General features: G+C 63.6%; 24 protein-coding genes. 4 read left to right on the top strand and 20 right to left on the bottom strand.

Features of this window, described 5'->3' with window-relative positions:
• Positions 1-38 precede the first annotated feature (38 nt).
• Genes mch through glmS form a run of 4 tightly spaced genes read right to left on the bottom strand, consistent with a single transcriptional unit; the run spans position 39 to position 4,267 of the window.
• The gene (gene mch / locus BM083_RS06830; protein ID WP_089867505.1) at positions 39-1,109 is read right to left on the bottom strand and encodes a 2-methylfumaryl-CoA hydratase; all 1,071 of its coding nucleotides are present in this window, start codon (positions 1,107-1,109) and stop codon (positions 39-41) included.
• The gene (locus tag BM083_RS06825; RefSeq protein WP_089868422.1) at positions 1,102-2,379 is read right to left on the bottom strand and encodes a methylaspartate ammonia-lyase; all 1,278 of its coding nucleotides are present in this window, start codon (positions 2,377-2,379) and stop codon (positions 1,102-1,104) included. Before BM083_RS06825 ends, mch begins: the two co-directional genes overlap by 8 nt.
• Positions 2,376-3,812 carry a methylaspartate mutase subunit E gene (locus tag BM083_RS06820; protein ID WP_089867490.1) on the bottom strand — a complete coding sequence of 479 codons (1,437 nt, stop codon included), beginning with the start codon at positions 3,810-3,812 and terminating at the stop codon, positions 2,376-2,378. The genes BM083_RS06825 and BM083_RS06820 overlap by 4 nt, the downstream gene beginning before the upstream one ends.
• A complete protein-coding gene (gene glmS, locus BM083_RS06815; RefSeq protein WP_089868420.1) occupies positions 3,812-4,267 on the bottom strand; it encodes a methylaspartate mutase subunit S in 456 nt (151 codons plus the stop codon). The genes BM083_RS06820 and glmS overlap by 1 nt, the downstream gene beginning before the upstream one ends.
• Before the next feature lie 149 nt (positions 4,268-4,416).
• Here glmS and mct point away from each other — a divergent pair, with 149 nt between their 5' ends.
• A complete protein-coding gene (gene mct, locus BM083_RS06810) occupies positions 4,417-5,604 on the top strand; it encodes a succinyl-CoA:mesaconate CoA-transferase (RefSeq protein ID WP_089867486.1) in 1,188 nt (395 codons plus the stop codon).
• Here mct and BM083_RS06805 read toward each other — a convergent pair.
• Positions 5,591-5,974 carry a hotdog family protein gene (locus tag BM083_RS06805; RefSeq protein WP_089867482.1) on the bottom strand — a complete coding sequence of 128 codons (384 nt, stop codon included), beginning with the start codon at positions 5,972-5,974 and terminating at the stop codon, positions 5,591-5,593. The two genes, mct and BM083_RS06805, sit on opposite strands and share 14 nt — an antisense overlap.
• Positions 5,975-6,064: 90 nt before the next feature.
• Entirely contained in the window at positions 6,065-7,051 is a 987-nt protein-coding gene (gene moaA / locus BM083_RS06800) for a GTP 3',8-cyclase MoaA (RefSeq protein ID WP_089867479.1), read from the bottom strand.
• Positions 7,052-7,273: 222 nt separating this feature from the next.
• Here moaA and BM083_RS06795 point away from each other — a divergent pair, with 222 nt between their 5' ends.
• Entirely contained in the window at positions 7,274-8,122 is an 849-nt protein-coding gene (locus BM083_RS06795; RefSeq protein ID WP_009374975.1) for an eIF2B alpha/beta/delta subunit family protein, read from the top strand.
• Positions 8,123-8,270: 148 nt separating this feature from the next.
• Here BM083_RS06795 and BM083_RS06790 read toward each other — a convergent pair whose 3' ends face one another.
• The 8 genes from BM083_RS06790 to BM083_RS06755 all read right to left on the bottom strand — a co-directional run bounded on the left by BM083_RS06790 (position 8,271) and on the right by BM083_RS06755 (position 16,674).
• A complete protein-coding gene (locus BM083_RS06790; RefSeq protein WP_089867475.1) occupies positions 8,271-9,392 on the bottom strand; it encodes a Gfo/Idh/MocA family protein in 1,122 nt (373 codons plus the stop codon).
• A 5-nt stretch (positions 9,393-9,397) separates the two neighbouring features.
• Complete coding sequence (locus BM083_RS06785) at positions 9,398-10,366, bottom strand: sugar phosphate isomerase/epimerase family protein (RefSeq protein WP_089867472.1); 969 nt, start codon at positions 10,364-10,366, stop codon at positions 9,398-9,400.
• A 156-nt stretch (positions 10,367-10,522) separates the two neighbouring features.
• On the bottom strand, positions 10,523-11,593 hold the full coding sequence (locus BM083_RS06780) for a Gfo/Idh/MocA family protein (protein WP_089867469.1): 1,071 nt from the start codon (positions 11,591-11,593) through the stop codon (positions 10,523-10,525).
• 83 nt (positions 11,594-11,676) lie between these two features.
• On the bottom strand, positions 11,677-11,880 hold the full coding sequence (locus BM083_RS06775; RefSeq protein WP_009374981.1) for a DUF8005 family protein: 204 nt from the start codon (positions 11,878-11,880) through the stop codon (positions 11,677-11,679).
• 6 nt (positions 11,881-11,886) lie between these two features.
• A complete protein-coding gene (locus BM083_RS06770; protein ID WP_089867465.1) occupies positions 11,887-13,068 on the bottom strand; it encodes an ABC transporter ATP-binding protein in 1,182 nt (393 codons plus the stop codon).
• 4 nt (positions 13,069-13,072) lie between these two features.
• Positions 13,073-14,068 carry a carbohydrate ABC transporter permease gene (locus BM083_RS06765; RefSeq protein WP_009374984.1) on the bottom strand — a complete coding sequence of 332 codons (996 nt, stop codon included), beginning with the start codon at positions 14,066-14,068 and terminating at the stop codon, positions 13,073-13,075.
• A 1-nt stretch (position 14,069) separates the two neighbouring features.
• The gene (locus BM083_RS06760) at positions 14,070-15,011 is read right to left on the bottom strand and encodes a carbohydrate ABC transporter permease (protein WP_177197580.1); all 942 of its coding nucleotides are present in this window, start codon (positions 15,009-15,011) and stop codon (positions 14,070-14,072) included.
• Between the two features lie 127 nt (positions 15,012-15,138).
• Positions 15,139-16,674 (bottom strand): extracellular solute-binding protein, encoded by a 1,536-nt coding sequence (locus tag BM083_RS06755; protein ID WP_089867457.1) that lies wholly within the window; start codon positions 16,672-16,674, stop codon positions 15,139-15,141.
• A 244-nt stretch (positions 16,675-16,918) separates the two neighbouring features.
• On the opposite strand from BM083_RS06755, the gene BM083_RS06750 reads away from it, so the two are divergent.
• Positions 16,919-17,845 (top strand): DUF8054 domain-containing protein, encoded by a 927-nt coding sequence (locus tag BM083_RS06750; RefSeq protein WP_089867454.1) that lies wholly within the window; start codon positions 16,919-16,921, stop codon positions 17,843-17,845.
• Between the two features lie 70 nt (positions 17,846-17,915).
• Here the strand turns inward: BM083_RS06750 and trmB are convergent, their stop codons facing one another.
• Positions 17,916-18,968 (bottom strand): HTH-type sugar sensing transcriptional regulator TrmB, encoded by a 1,053-nt coding sequence (gene trmB, locus BM083_RS06745; protein ID WP_009374989.1) that lies wholly within the window; start codon positions 18,966-18,968, stop codon positions 17,916-17,918.
• A 171-nt stretch (positions 18,969-19,139) separates the two neighbouring features.
• Between trmB and BM083_RS06740 the strand changes: the two genes are divergently transcribed.
• Positions 19,140-20,213 (top strand): mechanosensitive ion channel family protein, encoded by a 1,074-nt coding sequence (locus BM083_RS06740; protein ID WP_245756863.1) that lies wholly within the window; start codon positions 19,140-19,142, stop codon positions 20,211-20,213.
• Between the two features lie 21 nt (positions 20,214-20,234).
• On the opposite strand, the gene BM083_RS06735 is transcribed toward BM083_RS06740, so the two are convergent.
• The 5 genes from BM083_RS06735 to BM083_RS06715 all read right to left on the bottom strand — a co-directional run bounded on the left by BM083_RS06735 (position 20,235) and on the right by BM083_RS06715 (position 23,821).
• Positions 20,235-20,639, bottom strand: coding sequence for a universal stress protein (locus BM083_RS06735; RefSeq protein WP_009374991.1), 405 nt, complete (start codon positions 20,637-20,639; stop codon positions 20,235-20,237).
• A gap of 80 nt (positions 20,640-20,719) precedes the next feature.
• On the bottom strand, positions 20,720-22,105 hold the full coding sequence (locus tag BM083_RS06730) for a bifunctional metallophosphatase/5'-nucleotidase (RefSeq protein ID WP_089867448.1): 1,386 nt from the start codon (positions 22,103-22,105) through the stop codon (positions 20,720-20,722).
• Positions 22,106-22,159: 54 nt separating this feature from the next.
• Positions 22,160-22,369: a dodecin gene (locus tag BM083_RS06725; RefSeq protein ID WP_009374993.1), complete on the bottom strand. Its 210-nt coding sequence runs from the start codon at positions 22,367-22,369 to the stop codon at positions 22,160-22,162.
• Positions 22,370-22,457: 88 nt separating this feature from the next.
• Complete coding sequence (locus BM083_RS06720) at positions 22,458-23,051, bottom strand: DUF2238 domain-containing protein (protein ID WP_089868419.1); 594 nt, start codon at positions 23,049-23,051, stop codon at positions 22,458-22,460.
• Positions 23,052-23,185: 134 nt separating this feature from the next.
• Entirely contained in the window at positions 23,186-23,821 is a 636-nt protein-coding gene (locus tag BM083_RS06715) for a hypothetical protein (RefSeq protein ID WP_089867444.1), read from the bottom strand.
• Between the last annotated feature and the right edge of the window lie 98 nt (positions 23,822-23,919).

The following is a 23,919-nucleotide window of genomic DNA, read 5'->3' as shown; positions in this document are numbered from 1 at the left end:
TCTCTCAAATTTCTCAAACTTCTCAAGTCGCTCAGTCGTTAGTCTGTCCGTCGCCGAATCTGTGCGGTTCGTGTCCCCGAGTACACGACTCGGTCGTCGCCGGTGACGGCGTAGTGCCGGAAGGTGACGCGTCCGTGTTTGCGCTCTCCCTCGTCGATTTCGGCGTCGACGACGCGGGTGAACGCGAACACCGTATCGCCCGTCGTCACGAAGTCGTGGAACCGCTCGTCTTCGTAGCCGACCTCCCGCCACGTCGCCTCGTCCGAACGGGCGTGTCCGAGCGCAACCGAGCGCGTCACGTCGCCGTAGACGACCATCTCTCCGGAGGGCGAGTCGGCCATCATCGTCGCATTGTGGTGCTGTCCCGCCGTGTTGAGTGTTCGTAACGGGAGCACGGACATCAGAACGTCGTCGACGGTTCGCCCACGTTCGTGGCGGTACGCGACGGCGGCGTCCCGCCCCTCGACTCGGTCCAAGGCGTCGCGGAAGTCCTCGAAGTACGGGCCGTCGGGTGCGACGAGTTCCGTCGGCAACGACGGTGTCTCTCGTGAATCGTTCAGCGACTCGCCGCCGTCAGTCTCGATGGAGGACCCTGGTTCCCGTCGTGGCACCATGTTCGTCCGCGTGTAGGAACACAGCGGGTCGTCCGTCTCGCAGTCGTAACTCGTCGTCTCCCACGAGACGATGCCGTAGTCGGGCCGCGACGACGACGTCCGTCTGTCGAGCACCGTCGACTCCACGCGGAGGTCGGTGCCCGGATACACCGCGTCGCGGTGGAACCGGACGTCGGTCCGGCCGAGGAAGTAGCCGCCCTTCTCGCTGAGGTCCTCGACGCTCGGACCCATCGTGCAGGCGACGAGATAGTCGGGGTGGACGGGTGGCTCCTCGAACCCGCGTTCGCGGGCCGCGTCGGGCCGCCAGTACGCCGGGTCGTGGTTGAGCGTCTGACTCGTCCAGAGGTCGTTGCCGTCACGAGTGAGGCGGAGTCCGGGTTCGTGCTCGATGGTCTTTCCCTCCTCGAACCCCTCGAAGTAGGTCCCCTTTTCTATCACCTTCGCGCGCGCGAGCGCGTCCGGCATCGATTCGACCCAGTTTCTCCCGTCAGTCATCGGCAACCACCTCCGTCTCTCCCTCTCCAGTCACCCGCCCGCGCCGAGCGAGCGTCCGGCGCATCTCGTTGGTCACGACCATGAACCCCTCGTCGAACCCCATGCCGGGTTTGGCGAGCACCTGCGCCGCTCGCGTCGCGAGCGCGACGTGCGCACACGCGCGGGCGGAGACATCTGTCTCGTTGCACGTCCCGCCGAGGTACGCTCTGGTCTCCGTTCCGCGGCACGCGAGCACCGCTTCGGCGCTCCGGTGGATACCGCCCAGGTCGGGTGTCTTCACCTGCACCACGTCGGCCGCCTCGGCGTCGACGAACGCCTGCACGTCGTCGAAGGTGTTGCACCACTCGTCGGCGACGATGTCGACGGCGACGTTGGCCTCGCTGAGACCGTCGCGGAGCGTCGCCATCGCGCGAATCTGCGCTTCGCGACTCCCCTCGTCCATCGGGCCTTCGACTTGGAGCGGGTACGGTCTGGCGGCCTCCTGCAGGCTGGCGAAGTAGTCGACCACCTCGTCTCGGTCGTAGGGCGGCCCGAACACCTCGCCCAGAATCCCGTACACGTCGACGTGGAACCGTGGCTCGTGGCCGTCGAAACGACTCGCGCGCTCCGAGAGCCACGCGACGTACTCGACGAGCTGTTCACCCTGCTCGCCCACCTTCTCGACGCTGTTGAACAGGCCGTGGGGGAGAACGGGAACGCCCTTCAGGAGCATCTTCTCGGCGTTGGCCCGCCGTTCGTCGCCGGATTGGCCGAACACCGGAATCGGCTCGGTCGCCGGTTCGACGTCGTAGGCGTCGGCGAGCACGTCCGTCATGGTCGTCCCCGTCGCTAGCGCCGCCGCGTCCAACAGCGCCTGCGAGACGCCGTAGCGAATCGCGGTGTGGAGTCGGTCTCCCTCCTCGTCGCTCATCTCTTCTAACAGCGTCGCGTTGGCGAGGAACTCGCCTGCGTCGCGGCCAGTGAGCGCGCTGGCGACGGGGCCTTCGACGGTCGGTCGGTACTTCTCGGCGCGAAACAACGGGTCGCGGCCGCCGGCACCCGAGTACTGGACGGCACAGCAGTCGCCCGTCGCAACCGCGCCCGTCGAGAGTTCGAGTTCGACGGAGAGCGCTTCGCCGGCCTCGCGGATGCGACGGAACCCCGGCGTCTGCGGGTCGCCCCGGTAGTCGAACCCTTCCTGTGTCGCGCCCGCCTTGATGGCGCGCTGGTCGTCGAAGAAGAACCCCGAGACGGTCGGAATCGCCCGAATCGACTCGATTCGAACGCTCACGTCCACCCCTCCTTCGGACGACCGATGAGACGGCCGTCGCTGATGGCATCGACGTCGTCGGCGACCATCCGAAAGGAACACGCCCGGCCCTCGGTCTTCGCGCGAGCGTCGAGGTGTGTCCGGTGAATCTCCCGAATCTCGTCGTCCAGTGCGAGTTCGCCGAACTCCAATATTCGGACCCGGCCCTTGTCGTCGCGGGCGGGGAGCACCGCTCCCTTCGCGCTCTGACTCGGGGCGAACGGCACGTCGAGTGCACCGGTCTCGAACGCCCGAAGCGTCCCCTGTGCGACGTCGCCGTCGCCGAGGCTAACCACCGAGTCGAGCAGTGAGCGCGCCGAGCGTTCGATGAACGCCTGTTCCTCGTCGATTCCGTCGATTGTCACGTCCTGTTCGATGAGCATATCGATGAGCTGTCTAGTCGTCCGAAGACCGGCGGCGTTGGCCTCCATCGTGGGCACGCCCCGGAACTCCTGCGGCGACTTCGTGATGACCTTGTCCGGTCGTGCGAACGCGGCGGTTGCGCCGCCGAGACTGATGACGCCGTTCGCACGGGCCTCGTCCGGTGGGAACCCGCCCATCCACTCGTGGAAGACGGTGGTGACGGTCACGTCGTCGGGCAGATACTCCTCGCCGAGAGCGCGGAGTGCGCGCAGCGCGGCGACGTCCTGCACGAGGTTGCCGACCTGTCCGTAGCCGAGCGTGAGCGACTTCACGCCCTGCGTCGCCGCCAGCAGTCCCTCGACGACACCGATGGCGATGGCGATAGAGGGAGGCACGAGCGTTCCGGTCAGCGGGCCGAACGGTTCGCGGTTGATGCGAACGCCGAACTCCGTGTAGAGACCGGTGAGTCTGTCCACGAACTGCCAGTGTTCGATGGTCTCGGCCAGACTGCGAGACTTCGTGTAGGGAATGTTGTACGAGATTGGCCCGCCCTCGAAGCTCTGGAACCCGCCGGCGAAGGTGACCATCGCCAAGAGTCGCGCGTCGGGTGTCCCGTGGCGCACCTCTATCGGACCGGGAACGCGCTCTACGAGTTCACGACAGCCGTCGACGCCGTGGTTCACGGCGGGAAAGCCGTTGAGCGTGTCTTCACCCGACTCGCGGGCCTCGTCGAGTCCCTCCTGTGCCTTCGCGTACTCGTTGTCGCGGGTGTACGAGTCGATAGTCGTCGGCAGGAGGTCCGCACCGCCCTCCTCCCAGAGATGCGTGAGCAACTCGACTTGCTTGTCGAGTCGGGGCACGCCCGCCCGTGGTTGGAGGAGTGGTTTGTCGGCCGATTCGAGGACGTGTGCGAAGCGCTTCTCGTCGGGAAGCGACCCGTGGTACTCCACGGACTCCTCGAAGTCGACAGCCTGCGCTGTCGGCCAGTCGTCGCGGAGCGACTCGGCGATACGGCCGAGTTCCGACTCCGTCAGTTGTTCGTCCCGGACCATCAGGTGGTCACTCGAATCGACTGTGGCTCGCTTCCTTCCCGCTCTGTCGCCGACACGTCGAGGTCCAGACAGAGGGCGTCGATTGCCTCCTGTGGCTCCGTCTCCGAGTCGAAGACGCGAGTGAACCCCATCCGCTCGAAGCGACGGCGGGTCTCGTCCCAATCGTCCTGCCCGACGGCGAGGTTGCCGCCGATGTAGGTGGGCAGGTCGAGACTGTCCGAGGCGAGCCGGTCGTGGAACCCGCGGCAGTCTTGTTCGGCGTGGCCGTAGAGGGAGGAGACCAGTACGGCGTCGGCGTCGTGAGCTTTCGCTGCGTCGACGAACTCCGCTTGTGAAGTCTGGACGCCGAGGTTGACAACGTCGAACCCCGCCGCCGAGAGCGCCTGGTCCAATATCGTGATTCCGACGACGTGGGCGTCGGAGCCGATAACACCGAGGATGACTGTTCGCGGCATCATCGTGTACAACCGTGAAGGACTTGATAAGGTTAATGATTTATAATGATAATATTCCTTAAGGAGTCTTAGTTGCCAGTGTGTCATCAAGTCACAAACTACATGATTAATAGGGTAGTTTTTTGCCCCCTTTCTCCAATGCCGTGGACATGGGTGCGCTCTCCGACCTTCGGGTGTTGGACTTGACACAGGTTCTCGCCGGACCGTACTGTACGATGCTACTGGCCGACCTCGGTGCCGACGTGGTGAAAATCGAACGGCCCGGCGGCGACCTCATCCGGTCGAACCCGCCCTTCACCGACTCTCCCGACGAACCGTACGGCGGGTACTTCCAGAGCGTCAACCGCGGCAAGCGGTCGCTCGAACTCGACCTCGGGAGCGAGGAGGGACGAGCAGACTTCCTCTCGCTCGTCGAGACCGCCGACGTCGTCGTCGAGAACTACCGTGCAGGGACGATGGAACGCTTCGACCTCGGCTACGAGACGCTGCGCGAACACAACCCCTCGCTCGTCTACAGCGCGATTCGTGGCTTCGGCGACCCACGCACGGGCGCGACAGAACGGCAGGGCCAACCCTCCTTCGACCTCGTCGCACAGGCACTCAGCGGTCTGATGGAGATAACCGGCGAAGAAGACGGCCCGCCGACGAAGGTCGGTCCCGGCGTCGGTGACCTCTTCACCGCCGCGCTCAACGCCGTCGGCATCCTCGCCGCCGTTCACCACCGCGAGCGGACGGGCGAAGGCCAGTTCGTCGACACGGCGATGTACGACAGCATGGTCAGCCTCTGTGAACGGACGGTCTACCAGTACTCCTACACCGGCGAGGCCCCGACGCGACAGGGCAACTCCCACCCGACGCTCTTCCCCTACGACTCCTTCGAGACGAGCGACGGCCACGTCGTCATCGCCGCCTTCGGCGACAACCACTGGCAGGCACTCTGTCGAGCGATGGACCGCCCGGACCTCGCCGCCGACTACCCCGACGCGTCGAGTCGCCTCCAGAACCGCGAGACGCTCCGCGAGTCCGTCGCCGACTGGACCCGTGACCGACCGAGCGACGCCGTGGTCGACGCACTCGTCGGCGAGGTTCCCTGCGAACGCGTCCAGACCGTCGCCGACGTCTTCGCCGACCCACACGTCAGCGACCGCGAGATGCTGGTCGAGGTCGAACAACCCGGCAGCGACGAACGGGTGACCATCGCCGGCCAACCCATCAAGATGAGCGCGACACCGACGCAACCCGGACGACGCGCGCCGCTCTTGAACGAACACCGAGCGGAGTTACTCGGCGAGAGACGAAGCGAGGCGAGAGAGACGACAGAGACTACCGGAAGATGACGCCGTCGAACTCCCCCGTCAACACGAGTTCGTCCGACTCGTTGTGACACGTCATCGAAGCACCGACCTCGATTCGCCTCTCGCCCGGGTCGACGCTGTCCAGTGTCACTACGCACTCGATTTTCTCACCCGTGTACACCGGGCGACGGAACTCGAACGTCATCGACCGAGCGAGGACGTTCAGGTCGCCACCGACTTTCGTCGGAAGCGTCGCCGTCAGCAGGCCGTGGACGATGAGACGACCCTCCTCGTCTCGCTCCTCGTGGTGTGTGCCGCGGTCGTTCGAGAGGTCGGCGAACTGTTCGACGTCGCGTTCGGTGAACGTCCGGGTGTAGGTCCGTGTCTCTCCCTCGGTCGGAACGTCGCTCATGGGGGCAGGTCGTAGAGCGACCACAAAAGTACTCGTTCGGGTGCTGTCTCTCGCTTTTCGCCGCTCGTTACCGTCGCCGCTCGTCCGCTCTCAGTCGGCACTCACGCCGAGATACTTCTCGTTGACGACGTACTCGTCGCGGTCGTTCTTCACGAGATACTCGCCGTAGTACGGGACGCGGTTCGAGACTACCTCGCGGAACGCCTCGCGAATCTCGGGTTTCGACATCTCGCCCATCGGTTTGAGGTCGTCGTTCCGGTTGAGACAGCCCTTCAGGTAGCCTTCGTGCGTGACACGAACTCGGTGGCAGTTCGCACAGAACGTCTCGTTCTCGACGGGGTCGACGATTTCGACCATCCCGCCCCCGGACTCCGGTGCTCCGCCGACCCAGTAGCGTTTCCGGTCGTGCATGTCTCGCGTCTCGACGTGGTCGGCGATGTCGGCGAGCCAATCGTGGACGCGCTGGATGTCGATGTTCCACTCGGGTTTGCCCGTCAACTCGGGCATGTACTCGATGAGTTGCAACTGGAGACCGTCGTTCTCGGCGACGTGGTCGACCATCCCCTCGACGTAGCCGGCGGTGTGCTCGAAGACGACCATGTTGAGCTTTACTGGCCGCAATCCGGCGTCGAGTGCGGCTTGGACACCCTCCATCACCTTGTCGTACGCACCGGACTTCGTAATCTCGGCGAACGCCTCGCGGTCGAGAGCGTCCTGCGAGACGTTCACGCGACTGAGTCCCGCCTCCTTGAGGGCCTCTGCTCGACCGGGGAGGAACGTCCCGTTCGTCGTCAGCGACGTCTCCATCGAGTCGGGCGTCCGGCGAATGATCTCCTCTAAGTCCTGTCGGAGCATCGGTTCGCCGCCGGTGAACTTCACCTTCTCGACGCCGAACTCCTCGACGACTTCGAGGAAGCGGACGACGTCGTCGGCGCTCATCTCGCTGTCCTGTGCGTCCATCGGTCCACGAGTGTCGCCGAGTCCCTCGTTGTGACAGTAGACGCAGTCGAAGTTACACCGGTCGGTGAGAGAGATTCGCACCCCGGAGACCTCGCGGCCGAAGTCGTCCTCTAGCATTATACATCATCCTTCGTGGAGATGTCCTTAAATGGCGCGGCAATTTCGCGGTGAGCGTAAGCAGATACGGTTACGTCCACCGGTCGAACGTCGACGGGTGTGGTTGCACCTGGCGGCGAGAGTCGAGATGGTCAGTTCCGTCCGAGTCGATCGACGACGCACGAGACAGCCACCATACTACCTCCCGGAAGGTCTTTTGCTCGAAGGTACAACCGTGAGGGTATGATAGACGAGACTATCGAGGAGATTCGAGAGATGCAGACGCACTCCTCGTCCGTCGTCGCGGTGAAGGCAACCGAGTCGCTTTCGGGACTGCTCGACCGCGACTACGCCACCGTCGACGAGTTCGAGCGTGACCTCGAACACAACACCGGCGCGCTCCGTCGAGCGAACCCCTCCCACGCCTCGCTCCACAACGCCATGCGAGAGGTCGCTCGCAGCGTCGTCGGCCGGGCGGACTCCGTCGAGTCAGCGAAGAAGATTACCCGCTCGACCATCGAGCGCGTCGTCGAAGATATCGAGACCGGGAAACGAAAGGCTGCGCGCAACCTCGCCGACACGTTCGAAGATGGCGAGACGTTCCTCACTCACGACTACTCGTCGACCGTCCTCGAAGGAATCGAACTCGCCGCCAGCGAGGGCATCCACACCACCGCCTACGTCACCGAGGCGCGCCCGCGCTACCTCGGCCGGAAGACGGTTCGTACGCTCTCCGAGATCGACCGTGTCGACCCGCATCTCATGGTCGACGGCGCGTCCGGGATGTTCCTCCCCGAATGTGACCGTGTCGTCATCGGGATGGACTGTATCGTCGACGAGACGCTCTACAACCGCGTCGGGACGTTCCCGCTCATCGCTACCGCCCACCACCTCGACGTCCCTGTCACCGTCGTCGGCAGCAGCACGAAGATAATCGTCGACGGCTTCGCCTTCGAGAACGAGTTCCGCTCGGCGAGCGAAGTCATGCTCGAACCTACCGAAGGCATCTCTATCGAGAACCCGGCCTACGACGCGACGCCGGTCGAACTCATCGAAGAAGTCGTCACCGACGACGGCGTCCACGAGTTCTAAGTTCGGCTGGAAGCCACTCTCGTCTCTCACAAATTGAAAACCGACTGAGATACGTGTCGCACCGCAAAGACGCCTCACGTACCGTCTACTGGCCTACTCCAGTAAGATCCGATCGCCGCAAAGACCGCCTCGCGTATAGTCTACTGGCCTACTCCAATAAGATACGCTCGCCGCTCTCGTCACTCCGTTCGATTGCATCCAGCACGCGCTGAACCTGATAGGCGTCCTCGAACGACGGGTGGAACTCCTCGTCGTCGCGGACCGAAGAGAGGAACTCGTAGTTCTCGTGGACGAACGTGTGCTCCCACCCGATGACGTGGCCCGGCGGCCACCAGTGGTCGAGATACGGGTCTGACTCGTCGGTGACGAGAATCGTCTCGTAGCCGCGGTGGTCCGCACCCTTGTACTTCAACTCGTTCAACCGTTCGAGCGAGAACTCCAGGCTGCCCTCCGACCCGTGGACCGAGATGGTGTGGTCGTTCTTGTGGCCGTCGGCGACGCGGGAGGCTTCGAACGTCCCCATCGCGCCCGACTCGAACTCGACCTGCGCGGCGTAGGCGTCGTCGACGGTGACTGGCCGCGTCTCGTCGCTTCCCTCGACCGGACGCTCCTCGACGAACGTCTGTAGCTGGCCCGAAATTTCGCTCATCTCGCCCGTCTCGTCGCCGACGAGGAACCGGGCGAGGTCGACCGTGTGGGCACCGAGGTCACCGAGTGCACCGCTTCCGGCCAACTCTTCGTCGTTGCGCCACGACCACGGTGCGTCGGCGTCGACCAACCAGTCTTGCAGGTAGCGTCCGCGGACCTGTCGAATCTCGCCGAGTTTCCCGTCCTCGATGAGGTTCTTCGCGTAGCGGATGGCCGGGACGAATCGGTAGTTGAACGCACAGCCGGCGACGACGCCGCTGTCGGCGGCGGCGTCGCGCATCTCCTCGGCCGCTTCCAGCGTCGGCGCGAGCGGTTTCTCACAGAAGACCGGCGTCCCGGCCTCTAACGCGGCGATAGAGGGTTCGGCGTGGACGTGGTTCGGCCCGAGATTGTAGAAGACGTCGACGTCGTCGACGACGTCTTCCCAGTCGGTCGAGATGTGCTCGAAGCCGAACTGCTCGGCCGCTTCGGCCAGCGCCTCCTCGTTGCGGCCGACGAGCGTGTGGCGGTTCACGTCCGGTGCGTCGTCGAAGAACATCGGCAGGCGAGCGAGCGCGTTCGAGTGCGCCTTTCCCATGAATCGGTACCCTAGCACGCCGACGTCGAGTGGCTCTTGGCTCATCTGAATCACTCCGCCCAGTAGGCGTCGCCCGGTTGCGTCTCGAAGACGGCGCGCTGGAGCACGTCGACTGCCTTCTCTAGGCCCTCCCGCGAGGAGGTCAGCGAGTCCTCGTGTTCGATACTGAGCGCGCCGTCGTAGTCGACCATCCGGAGCGTCGAGACGACGTCCTTCCAGTGTTCCTCGCCGTGGCCGTAGCCGACAGAGCGGAACAGCCACGAACGGTCGACCTCCTCGGTGTAGGCGTCGGTGTCGAGGACGCCCTTCAGGTCGGCGTTGGCGTCGTAGACCTTCGTGTCCTTGGCGTGGAAGTGGTGAATCGCATCCTCCTCACCGAGGAAGCGAATCGCCTTCGTCACGTCGATACCCTGCCAGTAGAGATGCGAGGGGTCGAAGTTCGCGCCGATACGCTCGTTCGTCGCCTTGCGGAGTTTCGCCATCCCCGTCGGTTCGTAGACGAGCATGTTCGGGTGCATCTCGATGGCGACGTCGACGCCGTGGTCGTCGGCGTGTTCCGCGATGTCCGTCCAGTACTCGACGGCGACGTCCCACTGGTACTCGTGGGCGTCGGCGTGTTCAGTCGGCCACGGTGCGGTAATCCAGTTCGGTACCTCGTCGTTCGGCCCGCCGGCAGGCAGTCCGGAGAAACAGGTGACGACGTCGGCACCGAGTTGTGCGGACAGTTCGATTGCCTCTCGGAGTTCAGTATCGGCCTCGGCCGCCGTCTCCTCGTCGGGATGCAGCGGGTTGTTGTGCGTCGCGAGCGCGCTCACTCGCAGGTCGTGTTCGTCGAGAAGTGCCTGTAGCTCTGCTTGTGCATCCTCGTCGTCGAGGTAGTGACTGCGGTCGATGTGAGCCTCTCCGGGATAGCCGCCACAGGCGAGTTCGACTGCGCCGACGCCGATATCCGAGAGGTATGCCAGTGCATCTTCGAGAGATTCGCCCCCGAGGGGGACGGTGAGTACTCCAACGTCCATGTGCGGGGCTACAACTACGAGGCGAATAAAAGTTCAGGACAGACCCCTCGAGCCGTACGACGAAATCCGCAGTGTTTGCCGGTTCGTACGCCGTACGTTATCGTCCCTCGCTGCGCTACACGTGGGGGAGGGTCGAAGTGGTGAGTAGAGCGACGGTTACTCGTCGGTCAACCGTACGGCGTTTCCGGACTCCGAGGAGCGGTAGATGGCGTCGATGACGCGCTGGACGGCGAGTCCCTCGTCGATAGTGTTTCGACCCGGTGCTTCACCGGCACGGACGGCGTCGACGAACATCGCCTGTTCGGCCTGGTGGGTGTCGGTCGTTCGCGTGTCGATATCGGTGTCGGTCAGGTGATTCGCGCCACCCGTCCCCGTCCCGTAGAAGGTGAGGTCTTGACTCGCGCGGTCGAAGTGCGCGCCGGCCTCGGTACCGCGAATGAAGAACTCGTCGTTCGTCGGGCGGTTAGCCGCCCAGGCGACTTCCAGTGAGATGGTCGTTCCGTTCGCACACCGGATGAACGCGCTGGCGGAGTCGTCGACGTTGAACCCCTCTGGTCCGGTGTCGTTCCCCCACATCTCGACGAACGCGTAGTCGTCACGGCCGCCGAACTGCGAACGCGTAGTGCCGGTGACTTCCGCCAACTCGGGGAAATCGAGAAAGTAGAGCGCGAGGTCGATGGCGTGGACCCCGATGTCGATGAGCGACCCACCGCCGGCGACCTCTTTGTTCGTGAACCACGAGCCACGACCGGGAACACCGCGACGACGGACGTAGTTGGCCTCGATGTGGTTGACGTCGCCGAAGCGATCCTCCCGCTGGGCGTGTTTGATTATCTCGACCGGGTTCGAAAACCGGTTGTTGAACCCGACCATGCAGAAGCCCTCCGACTCCTTGGCGGCGGCGACGATGCGTTCTGCACTCTCCAGTGAGTGAGCGAGCGGTTTCTCCAAGAGCACGTCGAGTCCGGCATCGAGCGCAGAGACGGCGTACTCCTCGTGGAACCGGTTCGGCGTCGTGACGATGACGGCGTCCGCAACGTCGTAGAGGTCGGTCGCGTCGTCGTACGCGGTCACACCGAACTCCGCTTCGAAACGTTCGCGTGCAGGTTCGGCGATGTCGACGCCGCCAACGAGGTCAGCATCCTGCTCGACCAGTCGCGTCGCGTGGTGGTGTCCAATGTTCCCGAGTCCGACGATTCCGAGTCGCGGAGGGCGGTTGCTACTCATTGATAACACGGTTTACTCATCTGGTAGTTAAACATCCCGTTTCGAATGGGGGATTAATGTCGACGGTGTGATGGGTAGTCGACTCAGTAGAGCTGTCGTTCGCGCTCTTCTCGCTCCTGTTCTTCGCGTTCCTCCTCTTTGAGCCGACGTCGGCCACGGAGGAACTGTCGCCCCTTCGGGATGTAGATGTTCTTCGTGTCCATCACGAACCGCACGACTCCGTAGCCCCACGGCAGGAACAGAAGCGTGACGAGTACGACGTACAGGATGCCCGAGTCGGTGACCATCTGTGATTAGTCGTCGCTTTCTGCTTCCGTGCCAGTAGTGCTTTCGGCTGTCGTCGGGTTGACCAGCCCGTGCTGCAGTGCCTGCCCGGAGTTGGTGTCGAACAGGTGAATCTTACTCCGGTCGAGGACGACGTCGACGTCTTGTTCCTCCGTGATGTCGCTGTCGGGGTCGACGCTCATGAGGAGCTGATTGTTCGACGCCGTCTCTTCGAGGTTGGTCTCGACGTCGTCGGCGAGCAGCAGATAGATGAAGATTTCGTCACCCATCGGCTCTAGCACGTCGCTGACCGTCTCTATCTCCGCGGTCGGATGCGAGAGCGTCCGCCCGTCGTCGGCGGGGTAGACGTCCTCGGGCCGGATACCGAGTGTCACCTGGTCGCCGACGTTGACGCCCATCCGGGCGGGGTCGAACTCGACGTCGAGGTTCTCGGACCGGAAACCGTTCTCGGTGACCTCACCTTCGACGAAGTTCATCGCCGGTGACCCGATGAACCCGGCGACGAACAGGTTCGCCGGTTCGTTGTAGCAGGTCAGCGGTGGGTCTATCTGCTGGAGTTGACCGGAGTCGAGGACGGCGATTCGGTCGGACATCGTCATCGCCTCCGCCTGGTCGTGCGTGACGTAGATGATGGTCGTGTCCAGTTCCTTGTGCAGGCGCTGAAGCTCCGTTCGCATGTGGACGCGAAGCTTCGCGTCGAGGTTCGCCAACGGTTCGTCCATCAGGAACACTTCGGGGTTCCGGACGATTGCGCGGGCGATAGCGACTCGCTGACGCTGTCCACCCGACATCTCGTCGGGCATCCGGTCGAGCATTCCCTCCAACTGGACGACGTCCGAGGCCTTCTCGACGCGTCGGTCGATCTCCTCTTTGTCGTAGTCGCGGAGGCGAAGGCCGAAGCTGATGTTGTCGTAGACGTCCATGTGCGGGAACAGCGCGATGTTCTGGAAGACCATCGCGATGCCGCGGTCCTTCGGCGGGAGGTTCGTCACCTCGTGGCCGGCGATGTGGATGGTCCCCTCGCTGGGCATGGTCAAGCCGGCGACCATCTCCATCGTGGTGGACTTCCCACAGCCAGAGGGACCGACGAGACAGACGAACTCGCCGTCCCGTATCTGTACGTTCATGTCGTCTACTGCCGTTACGTCGTCGTAGTGCTTGCTTACGTGTTCGAGTTTTACGTCTCCCATTGTCTTACTCCTTGAGTGCCCCTGCAGTGAGGCCGCTGACGATCTTTTCCTGTGCGACGATGACGAGGATGGCGACCGGCAGCACCCCGATGATGCTGGCCGCCGCCATCAGGTGGTACGGCGTGTCGAACTGCCCTTGCAGACCGATGATACCGCCGACGAGTGGGGCCCAGTTTTGGGCCTCTCCGTTGTTCATCAGGAACGAGAAGAAGAACTCGTTGTAGACGCTGATGAACGTCAGGACGCCCGCGGTGGCGACACCGGGTGCCGACAGCGGGATGATGACGCGGAACAGCGCACCGAGTCGCGTCGTCCCTTCGATTCGTGCGGCGTCTTCCAGTCCGTCCGGGATTTGGCCGTAGAACGTCGTGAGGATGAAGATAGACAGCGGCATGAACAGCGCGCTGAACGGTAACACCATCGCCCACGGCGTGTTGAACAGGTCCGGACTGTTCAGATACAACTGTTCGCCGAACACCAGTGACGTTCCGAGCAGCGGAACCGCCACGTTACCGGTGAACAGTTCGAACAGCGGGATGAGGAACGCTGCCGGTGGGAAGTACGAGATGGCCAAGATGGCGAGCATCATCGGTGCCTTCCCGGGGAACCGAAGCCGTCCGAATACGTAGCCCGCGAGACTCGCGAGCAAGAGGACGATAACCGTCGTCATGATGCCCAACACGAGACTGTTGAACATGTATATGTGGAACGGCACGCGCTCGAAGACGGTGACGAACGACATCGGGTTGAACCCGTTCGGGACGAGTCCGACGTTGGTGAGTAGGTTCTGTGGCGTCAACGCGAGGACGAGCAGCCAGTAGAACGGGAACAGCGTGGTGAACAGGAAGAACACCGTCGCGACGTAGAACATCGCGCGGTACGCCCGTTCTGGGTTCTGAATCGAGCTACTGACCCACTTGCTGAGCGGGCCGCGCTTCAGCGGACGGTCCTCACCGATACCGGTGTTCTGTTGGTTGGATTGTCCAGTGTCTGTTGCCATGTTAGAAGCCTCCCTCCGCGTCGGCGAACTTCACGATGTAGATGCTCACCACGACGCCGATGATAGCTGCCGTGACGAACGCGACAGTCGCGGCCGTCCCGTAGGTTCGCGAGCTGAAACTCGACACCACGAGACAGGACAGCGACGGCACCGTCTGACACCCAGTCGTCGTCTCGATGATACCGTACACCCGCATCGCGGCGATGGTGCGGAACAGCATCGCGACCATGATGGTCGGCAGGATGAGGGGGAACGTGATGAGTTTGAACTGCTGCCACGGCGACGCGCCAGAGACGCGTGCGACGTCGTAGAGCGAGCGGTCGATACTCTGCATCCCCGCGAGGATGAGCAGCGCCATGAACGCCGTCGTCTTCCAGACGTCGGCCACGGTGATGATGAGCAGCGAGTCGATGGTGTTCACCAGCGGCGTGGTCCCGATGATGCCCAACTGGTTGAGCAGCGACGGGTTCTGGCTCGTCCCGACGAGGAACCCGATACCCGGCTGGAACAGGAGGAAGAAGATCATCCCCTGAATGACGATGGGCACGGCCCACGGGATGATGATGGCGACGCGAATCCAGCGACGGCCGCGGAAGTCCTGGTCCAGCACGAGCGCCTGTGCGAACCCGATGATGGTCTCGAAGAAGACGCTCACGATAGTGAAGATGAGCGTCACGCCCAGTGCGCTCGAGACGATACCGCCGACCGTCAACGACGTCGGCAGGAACGGAGCCGGGAGCGCGTAGCTCTTTTGATTGGTTAACAGTTCAACGTAGTTCTGAATCCCGACGAATTCGCCGAGGCTGGCACTTCCACTGATTGCGTCCGCGAACAACGACATGCCGAACGTCGTCACCAGCGGATAAATCGCGATCACCAGAAGCAACAGCAGCGCCGGGGCGAGGAGGAAGTACGCGAACGCTGTCTCACTCAGGTTCTCCATCCAGCGGACTGCTGTGACGTAGGGTCCCGAGCGAGAGCTATCACGTATCGCTCCCTGTGATTCTTGTTCTGTTGCCATTGTAACAATAGTTAATGTTTGACGAGGTGCTTAGGCGTTGTCCCCGTTTCTACGCGTTCTGTTCGATCTGTTCGAGCGTCGATTTGAGGTCGCTCATCGCCTGCTCGGGGGTCTTGTTGCCCGCGTAGGCGTTGTTGACCTGCTGGGCGATGGGACCGGACTGCTGCGGCCACACGGCCGTCACCGGACGCGGCACCGCGTTCTCACCGGCGACCTTCAGCTGCGGCAGGTAGCGGCCGATGACGTCGACCTCGCTGGCCTGGTCGGAGTCGAGCAGGCTCGGGCGTGGCGGAATCCAGCCGATGATGCCGAACAGGTCGAGCTGGAACTGCTCTTTCTGCATCACCTGCATCACCTGCAGGGCGGCCTGCTTCTGCTCGTCCGGTGCGTTCGGGTTCATCGTCATGTGCCAGCCACCGAGTGCGGCGACCGGACCACCGGTTCCCTCGTACTCTGCCTCGCTGGCGGGGACGCCGTACGGAATCGGCATGACGCCGAGGTCCTCGCCGAAGGCCTCCTCCGCACCGGCGGCGTTGATGGAGTACGGCCAGTTGCGGTGGGCGACGACGTTGCCGTTCATGAACGGCGCACGCGACGGCTCTTCGGTCCACTGGAGAACCGCCTCGGGTGCGATGTTCTGAATTCCCTCCATCGCGTTGTCGGCGTCCGGGCCGTTGATGAGCGAGCGGACCATCCGGATGGACTCGAGGACCGGCTCCTCGTCGACCGTGATTGGCCGGTCGCCGACCGGACCGAACAGGTTCTCGTGTGAGCCGAAGTACGCGCCGCCGAACGAGGTCATGAACTCGTTGAAGTCACAGCACGAGAGACCCTCGTAGACGCTGGCCTGGAACGTGAAGCCCATGAGATCCGAGTTGTCGCTGGCGCTGACAGTCTCGCTGACGGCCGTCGAGAAGTCCTGCCACGTCATCGACTCGGTGGCCCACGACTCGAAGTCCGAGTCGCTGTAGCCCGCTTCCCGCATGAGGTCCTTGCGGTACTGGACCGTCGGGAAGTCGGGGAACAGCGGCATCCCGTAGAGGTCACCCGTATCGGGGTGCTTCGCGGTGCTGACGCTGGCCTCGAAGTACTCGTTGTTGATGGTGTCCGTCATCGACGAGGGCAGCGCTTGACTGAGGTTCTGCAGTTGCTCTCGCACGATGAACGGAATCGTCCACCCGCTGTCCATCATCAGGAGGGTCGGTTCTTCACGGTTCGCGCTCAGCCACTGCTGATACTGCGACTGGCGGTTGTCCGTGACCTGCGACCCGGCGACGATTTCGACCGAGATGTTGTCCGGGAGACCGGCGCTCGACATGGCGTCTCGAATCGCCTGTGCGTTGTCGGCGACGCGCGTGTCGGCCGCCCATCGGACGGTTACGTCGCCTTCCGGTGCGGACGTGTCGATGGCACCACCGTCACCGCTGCCGTTGCCACCGTCGCCACCGTCACTCCCGCCGTCACCACCGCTGCTGATACAGCCGGCGAGACCGACGGCAACACCAGATGCCCCTGCAGCCTGTACGAACCGACGACGCGAAACGCCGCTCCGTCGTCCATTCTCGTGTGAGTCACTGTCAACCATTACAATTGAATGCTATGAATAGGATTTATTTAAACGTTCGGGAAAGATTACTACCTCTGTTGTAGTGAATTCGCTGTCATCTGAATCTCTCCGCTATTGGCAATACGGCGAGGGGGGTAAAACCGATTGTGGCTTCGTTCGTGAACAATTCCGTCAGCAGTTCCCGCAGTACTTTCAACACACTGCCAAATCTCTCCCTCGCGTGTTCACAACTCTCAAGCCACTCCGGACGTGACTGCCCAGTATGTCACTTCTCGACTCACTCCGTCGCCCGGAACACACGGGTGACAATCGCTGTCTCCCCTGTACCGCCGTCAACAGTGCCTTCGTCCTCGCCGTCGCTGGCATCGTCGGCCGGCGGTGGCGACCGGCCGGTGCCGCTGTTCTCGCTGTCGGTGCTGCTGCCATCGCTCTCCGCGGATACGTCGTCCCGTACACACCACGGTTCGCCCCTCGACTCGCCGAACGGCTCCCGGTCGAGTTCAAGGAGACCGAGCCATCGTCGGACTCGTTTTCGACCATCTCACTCGAAACGGACGAAGCAGGTGAATCAGACGAAGCAGACGAAGCAGACGAAGCGGAGGATGCGGTTGAGGAGAATGCATCCGACGACACGGAGAGCGACCGTCTCCCGGACTCCGACTCCCTAACCGAACTCGACGCCGACGGTGAGCAGGTGATGGTCGCGCTGCTCGATGCGGGTGTCATCGTCGACGACGGCGAGGCGATCCGTCCGAGCGAGGACTTCGCCGAAGCGTGGGAGTCCGCGATGGCCGACCTGCGCGAACTCGACGACGACGCGCTCGCAGCGGCCGTCGCCGACGCGGCACCGTTCGAGGCGTCGGGCTACGTCGACGACGGTGACTGGGTCGTCGTCGAAGGTGAGGGTCGGGCGATGCATCTCACCCGTGCCGTCGCCATCGCGGAGACGGCCGCCGTGCAGGTGATGGCCGACTTCGACGTTCCGGCCGACCGCCGCGTCGAGGCGGCCGAACCGCTCCGCATGTTCGTCACGACCTGTCCAGCCTGTGGCGGCACCGTCGAAGAGACCAACACGGACAAGTGCTGCGGTGGCTCTGCCGGGGCCTACGGCGGTGTCCGCTACGAAGTACTGCTGTGTGAGGACTGTAACGCGCTCGTCTACGAGTTCGACGAGACCATCGAAGCCTAATTCGGGTTACGCTGACCGAGACGAGAGTCGGTGTTCTGCCCCCGAGACAGAGAACAGTCGGCCGCGACGACTACCGTAGTCCCGGTGGCGACTCGCGACCGAGGCGCAGTTCTTGTGCCTCGATATCTTCGAGGGCCGCGACGAGACCACCGACCTCCAGTGGACCGTCGTCCGTCTCGATGACCATCGAGGCGACTTCTTCGGTGTCGACGAACGACACGTCGACGACCTTTCCTTCGACGACGATGGGGTTACCCGTCTCGATGTCACGACCCTGTACGGTCGCGTAGAACTCCCCACCGATATCTCGAATATCCTTGACAGCACGGCGAATCGACGCGTACCGCCGCGGGAACGGACGGCTCTTTCCGTCGACGGCGAGCGTCTCGGCCGTCGTCCAGAGGACCGTTCCGAAGAAGCCGCTGACGAGGAACCCGAGCGCCGAGCGGTTGAAGATGACGCCGTAGCGGTCCTGGTCGTCGCGAAGCGCGTCCTGCGTGGCGTAGACGGAGTACTCGCCGTCGGCGACGGCGAGTACGGGCGTCGTGATGCCACGGCGGGCGCGAGCGATGGTACAGACCTCCATGTAGTCGAACTCGTCGGGGTCGGGTGCGCGGGTCGCAGGCGTGACGAGGAGGTCGATACTCACGCCCTCGTCGATGGCCGTCGAGAGGTCCTCGTAGAACCGCCGGAGCAAGTCGGGAGTGAGCGAGAGAACGAGTTCGTACTCGGCGTTGTCGATGACTTCCTCCAGATACCGGAGGATGGTCGACCGCGATTTCACTAGCGAGACGGCTTCGGTGTCGCGGGCCGGTGCCGTGTAACGCGCTCCGAGTTCGTCGACGAGTTCCGTCAGCGACGACTGGATGTTGCCGAAGGCGTCTTTCGGGTCGACGGCGACGATCTTCATCGGTCGCGACTCGCGGAGTTCGACCAGTCCTCTATCAGAGAGGCTCCGAACCGTGTCGTACACGCGAGGTTGCGGGATATCTGTCCGGTCGGCGATTTCGCTCGCAGTGAGTTCGCCGTGTTCCAGCACGGCGAGATAGGCGTCGATTTCGTATTCGCCGAGGTTGAAGCGCTCGCCGACGCGCTCCATGTTGATTCGGAGGTCGTCTACCATGGCTCACCCACTGTTGCCCTCCCTTAAGGAATTTACTAATAACCGAGTAGCACGGACTTCCGTAACCCCGTGGTAATTAACGGTCGTTTGTTCACGTATCCGTCACTCGTCGTCGGGAGATTCACCGACGGAGGACAACGCTTTTTCACCAACCCGCAGACAGTCTACCTCATGACATCTGGCTGGCGTCGTCTCGTCGACGGGGTTCTCGCACAGACCGACGGGTCGTCGGGCGGCGGGGCGGACAGCGAGACGGTCCCCAGCATCTTCGACCTTATCCCGGGCATTCCGGCGTCGCCGCCACTGCAGTTCCTCGTCGTCATCTTCGTCACGCTCGTCGGGGCGTACCTCTCGACGTTTATCGTCCGGCTACTCGGTCGACCGGTCGCCAAGCAGTTCCAGCGAGAGAGCGTCGCACAGACCGTACTTCGGGCCGTCCGTGCAGGAACGGTTCTCCTGTTTGCGCTGCTCGGAATGACGATTGCAGGACTACAGATCGGGAACATCGTCCTCTCGTTGACGGTGCTCTCGGCCGTGCTCGGTATCATCCTCGCACCCATCGTCGGCAGCGTCATCAACGGCCTGTTCGTCCTCGCCGACCAGCCGTACGAAATCGGCGACATGATTCAACTCGACGACGGCACGCGCGGATTCGTCGAGGAGATTACGCTCCGCTACACGAAGATGATCACCCTCGACAACACGTTTCTCGTCATCACGAACTCCTCGATTCGCGAGCGTGACGTCACCAACTTCTCGGCGGAGGACGAGCGGACACGACTCTCACTAGACGTACTCGTGACCTACGAGTGTAACATCGCGCAGGCGCGCGACCTGATGGAACGCGCCGCCCGCCAGTGTGACGACGTCCTCGAAGGCGGTCCGGACATCCGCATCGGCAGCGCCCGGTATCCGGCCAGCCCGCGCGCGTACATCAACAGTTACGCCGACCACGGCGTCCTCATTCGCCTCCGCTACTGGGCGAAGAAACCGTACAAAATCGGCACCGTTCAATCGAACGTCCAGACGAAACTCTGGGACCTCGTAGGCGATACCGACGCGGACGTGGACGTCGAGTTCGCCTACCCGCACCAGCATCTCGTCTTCGACGAGACGAGCGGCCACGCACAGGTCGCAGTCACGCGCGGTGATGGTCGGCGCTACGCTCTCGACGCACCAGTGGAGCCACCCGAAGAGGAGCCGTCGACCACGTCGGCAGTCAAGTCGGCCCCGACCGAAGAGTGAGAGGGAGCAACCGTTCGCGACTCAGTCCGCTCGCACCGTGATGACGGTGCAGTCGAGTTTTTCCCGGAGGAACGACTCGATGTCCGGGTCGTCGAGGAACCGTCGAAGCGTCCGTCGCCACCGACCGGCCTGTTTCGAGCCGATGACGACTACGTCGGCCTCTTCGGCGGCGACTTCCTCCAGAATCGTCTCCTCGACGAGGAAGCCCCGACGAACGACGTACCGCGACCGTGGGACCTCTCCGAACTCTCGTTCGACCGCGCGTTTCAGTTCTGTACGTGTCACCCCATCGTTGTCCTGATACAGGTTCACGTGGAGGACCGTCAGGTCCGCTTCGCGGTCCTCGGCGACGCGGATTGCTTCGGTGAGCGTCGCTCGTGAGTGACTGGTCAAGGGGTATCGGACGGGGACGACGACCAGCGTCATTGCCCGTCTTTCTCTCCTCGGTGGTGTCAACTTTGCCCTTCGCCCACCGAGTGCTATCGAACCGCACGCGTCTGTGGCAGTCAGTTCGACGTCTTCGAACGCGACGCCGACAGTCGTTCGATACGTCCCTCCACCGCGGGGTTGATACCGTGTTCGCGTGCGTACGCCGCGAGTACGTCGTGTTGAATACCGGACTCGCCGGCCCGATGACGCTGTTGGATGGCGGGGAACTCGTGGTCCGAGTGCAGGAGATACTCCGCCAGCGCCACGGTGTAGAGCGCCTCGGGGTCGACCGGTTCGCCGCCGACCGTCGCCTCGACCAGTTCGGCCGCGTCGTCGTCCCAGACGATTCGCGCGCCGCTGACGTGGCCGTGCCACCACCCGTCTTCACCGAAGTCGACGACGGCCGAACTCATCTGCCGGAAGGCGTCGAGGAGTTCTGCACCCGTCACTTCGGCAACCGCGACTGGCTCTTCGAACGGGACGACGCTCACGAGGTCGGCGACGGTCACGTCGCCCGAGAGCGGCGGCCCCGACCGAATCCCCCCGCTGTTCTGGAGCGCGACGTCGGCGTCCGTCGCCCAGCGGTAGGCGTCGGCGACGAAGTTTCCGATGCGACACTCGCCGCCGTGGACGACGTCGGCGGTGCGTTCGATGGGTATCTCGACGGTGGCGACGACTTCGTCCAACCCGGCCGCGGCGAGTCGACTTCGGAGCGCGTCCGCGAGATGCGGTGTCTCGGGTCCGTTCGACGGGTCATGGCGTTCGGCCCGCGCGCCCGCTTCGTCGACGACGACTTCCAGCACCGTCTCCCCGTTGACGCCGGGGCGAGTGAGGAGCGTCCCGTCGACGTGTTCGATGCGCTCACTGTGGACGTGGCCGCCGAGGATGACGTCGACGTCGACACGCCGGGCGAGTTCGTCGTCGCCGCCACCGAGATGTGAGAGCACGACGATATGGTCGACACCTTCGGCTTCGAGTTTCGAGACGGCGGACGCCGCGGCGTCGTAGGGGTCGGTGAACGTCAACTCCGCAGCGCTCGGGTTGAGCGAATCTGTCGCGGGGTCGGTGAGGCCGACGAACCCGACGCGAACACCGTCGACTTCTTCGACAGTCCACGGGACGACACCCTCCGCGGCACCGAAGGGGTCGCCGTCTTCGTCGTAGACGTTCGCGCTGACCCACGTATGAGACGTCTCCGTGAGCAGCGAGCGAGTCTCGTCGGGGCCGTAGTCGAAGTCGTGGTTGCCGAACGTCGAGAGGTCGGCGTCGACGGCGTCGAAGAAGTCGACCGCCTGATGGCCCTTCGAGACCATCGAGACGACCCCGGGCGAGGTGTTGTCGCCGGTGCCGACGACGAGCGCGTCCTCGCCGTCGAGTGCAACGAGAGTCCCAGCGAGGCGGCCCGCCCGCTCAGGGTCGTCGTAGACGTTTTCGATGTCCGAATAGTGAAGAAATCGCGGCATTGTCGGAGGTGGCCGCGCCGCCGACAAGAAGCCGTCGAGATTGGGTTGGTGCGTCTACGCTGTCGGTTCTTCGAGTTCGAAGGCGACTTCGACTTCGGCTTGGTACTCTCGTCCGTCGACCGAGGCGATTTCGACGCCCATCTCCTTCACTTCGACCCAGTGGACGTTGTCGAGTGTGTTCTGTGCGCGGTCGACGGCGTCGTCGACAGCGGCGTCGAAACTCTCGTCACTCCGACCGATGAGGGTGATCTTCTTGTATACCATCGCATCAGTTCGTTCTCACGGCTAGGCCAAAAAGACAGTCGCCGATTCGACGCCCGCATCGGCTCCGTACCGCGCCGTCGATTCACTCTCAGTTTCGGTCCAACCGTGCGGCGAGTGCGCCAGCGACGTCGGTCAGATGAGCGGTTCCCCAGATAGCGACGACGACACCGCCGACGAGGTCGAAGAGGAGGTCGGTCATCGTGTCTTCGAGACCGTACTGCGTCAAGATTGCGTCGTTTCCGAGAATCTCTGCGGCCCCGCCGACGGCGAACTCCAACACCTCCCAGAAGACGCCGAAAGCGACGACGAACAGGAGGATGAAGACGAACATGAACCGCCCGGGTAACTCGACGGCCTCGGTGTGCTCGTCGATGGCCCGGGCGACGGTGTAGCCGATGGCGGCGACGACGCTGGCCGAGAGCGCGTGCGTGAGACTGTCCCACCACGGCAGCGACGTGTAGAACGACTCGTCGGTACCGGGGACGCCGACGGTTCCCAGCGCGTGGAGGAAGACGGCGGAGGTGATCCACAGTGTCAACCCGGCGTTCATCGGGATGTGGTGGTCGCGTTCGAGCGTCGCCGGGAGATACGTGATTGCGAGAGCGACACCGGCGTTGACGATGATGCCGAGATTACCGCGTTCGAAGCCGATGAACAGCAGACCGATGAGCGCCAACTGCATCAGTCGGGCGAGTCGCCGCTGTGTTCGCTCGTCGAGGTGAACGAACTCCCGTACTCGGGCGAGTGAGTTCGACGCCGAGGGAGCGTCGGGACTGGAACCGGACGTGGTCCCCGGTCCACTGTCCGAACCGGCGGTCACGCGTTTGCCTCCTCCGTGAGAGCGGCCTGTCGGTCACGGCGGCGGCGGAAGTAGAACTCGAAGAGGAGTCCTGCGCCGATACCGGCGAGCGTCGCGGCGACGAAGTCCCACATCAGTTCGGTCTCGGGGCTCGTCGTCGTCGGCCGCCCGAGGAGGAAGTTCGTACCGAGATAGATATCCGAGAGCCACTGTGCAATCGCCCAGACACCCGCCGCGGCCGTCGTCGCGATGACGACGAAGAGGACGGCGAAAGAGTAGTTCATCTTGACCGGGGTGAACACGTCGAGTTCGACGGCGATGATGAGTGCCACTGCGGCGACGGCGAAGTACGTCGTCACTCGCCCGCTGAGCGTGATGCCACCGACTTGCTGCCCAGTGACGAGGGCGCGCCCGAGCATCGGGAGTGACGCGAGCGCGATGACCTCCCACGGCAGCATCGCTAGCGGGTCCCGGTAGACGACGGCCGGAACGATGGTGAGGGCGACGACGGCGAGCGTGAACCCTGCCCAGAGCAGGTCTCGTTCGACGAGTTCCGCACCGGCGACCAGTGTGAGAAACCCGACGAGAAGCCACCCGAGTATAGCGTTCGCCTGACGGCGTTCGACCACGTCTCGGAGGCCGGAGCGCGACATGTCCTGACGTAGGTGTCAGCGGAGGCATAACGGTTCCGACACTCGAAGCGTCGCCGTCGGGGAGTCCACGTGAGGGCGGCCGTCCGACGGCTCGCCCG

Source organism: Halogranum rubrum (assembly GCF_900114455.1).
GTDB lineage: Archaea > Halobacteriota > Halobacteria > Halobacteriales > Haloferacaceae > Halogranum > Halogranum rubrum.
The sequence above is the reverse complement of the archived record's forward strand: the minus strand, read 5'-3'. Positions and strand labels throughout refer to the sequence as shown.

Coding starts and splice junctions, on each gene's coding strand:
- mch (WP_089867505.1), bottom strand. CDS start 1,109: ATGACTGACGGGAGAAACTGGGTCGAATCGATGCCGGACGCGCTCGCG.
- BM083_RS06820 (WP_089867490.1), bottom strand. CDS start 3,812: ATGGTCCGGGACGAACAACTGACGGAGTCGGAACTCGGCCGTATCGCC.
- glmS (WP_089868420.1), bottom strand. CDS start 4,267: ATGCCGCGAACAGTCATCCTCGGTGTTATCGGCTCCGACGCCCACGTC.
- mct (WP_089867486.1), top strand. CDS start 4,417: ATGGGTGCGCTCTCCGACCTTCGGGTGTTGGACTTGACACAGGTTCTC.
- BM083_RS06805 (WP_089867482.1), bottom strand. CDS start 5,974: ATGAGCGACGTTCCGACCGAGGGAGAGACACGGACCTACACCCGGACG.
- moaA (WP_089867479.1), bottom strand. CDS start 7,051: ATGCTAGAGGACGACTTCGGCCGCGAGGTCTCCGGGGTGCGAATCTCT.
- BM083_RS06795 (WP_009374975.1), top strand. CDS start 7,274: ATGATAGACGAGACTATCGAGGAGATTCGAGAGATGCAGACGCACTCC.
- BM083_RS06790 (WP_089867475.1), bottom strand. CDS start 9,392: ATGAGCCAAGAGCCACTCGACGTCGGCGTGCTAGGGTACCGATTCATG.
- BM083_RS06785 (WP_089867472.1), bottom strand. CDS start 10,366: ATGGACGTTGGAGTACTCACCGTCCCCCTCGGGGGCGAATCTCTCGAA.
- BM083_RS06780 (WP_089867469.1), bottom strand. CDS start 11,593: ATGAGTAGCAACCGCCCTCCGCGACTCGGAATCGTCGGACTCGGGAAC.
- BM083_RS06775 (WP_009374981.1), bottom strand. CDS start 11,880: ATGGTCACCGACTCGGGCATCCTGTACGTCGTACTCGTCACGCTTCTG.
- BM083_RS06770 (WP_089867465.1), bottom strand. CDS start 13,068: ATGGGAGACGTAAAACTCGAACACGTAAGCAAGCACTACGACGACGTA.
- BM083_RS06765 (WP_009374984.1), bottom strand. CDS start 14,068: ATGGCAACAGACACTGGACAATCCAACCAACAGAACACCGGTATCGGT.
- BM083_RS06760 (WP_177197580.1), bottom strand. CDS start 15,011: ATGGAGAACCTGAGTGAGACAGCGTTCGCGTACTTCCTCCTCGCCCCG.
- BM083_RS06755 (WP_089867457.1), bottom strand. CDS start 16,674: ATGGTTGACAGTGACTCACACGAGAATGGACGACGGAGCGGCGTTTCG.
- BM083_RS06750 (WP_089867454.1), top strand. CDS start 16,919: ATGTCACTTCTCGACTCACTCCGTCGCCCGGAACACACGGGTGACAAT.
- trmB (WP_009374989.1), bottom strand. CDS start 18,968: ATGGTAGACGACCTCCGAATCAACATGGAGCGCGTCGGCGAGCGCTTC.
- BM083_RS06740 (WP_245756863.1), top strand. CDS start 19,140: ATGACATCTGGCTGGCGTCGTCTCGTCGACGGGGTTCTCGCACAGACC.
- BM083_RS06735 (WP_009374991.1), bottom strand. CDS start 20,639: ATGACGCTGGTCGTCGTCCCCGTCCGATACCCCTTGACCAGTCACTCA.
- BM083_RS06730 (WP_089867448.1), bottom strand. CDS start 22,105: ATGCCGCGATTTCTTCACTATTCGGACATCGAAAACGTCTACGACGAC.
- BM083_RS06725 (WP_009374993.1), bottom strand. CDS start 22,369: ATGGTATACAAGAAGATCACCCTCATCGGTCGGAGTGACGAGAGTTTC.
- BM083_RS06720 (WP_089868419.1), bottom strand. CDS start 23,051: ATGCAGTTGGCGCTCATCGGTCTGCTGTTCATCGGCTTCGAACGCGGT.
- BM083_RS06715 (WP_089867444.1), bottom strand. CDS start 23,821: ATGTCGCGCTCCGGCCTCCGAGACGTGGTCGAACGCCGTCAGGCGAAC.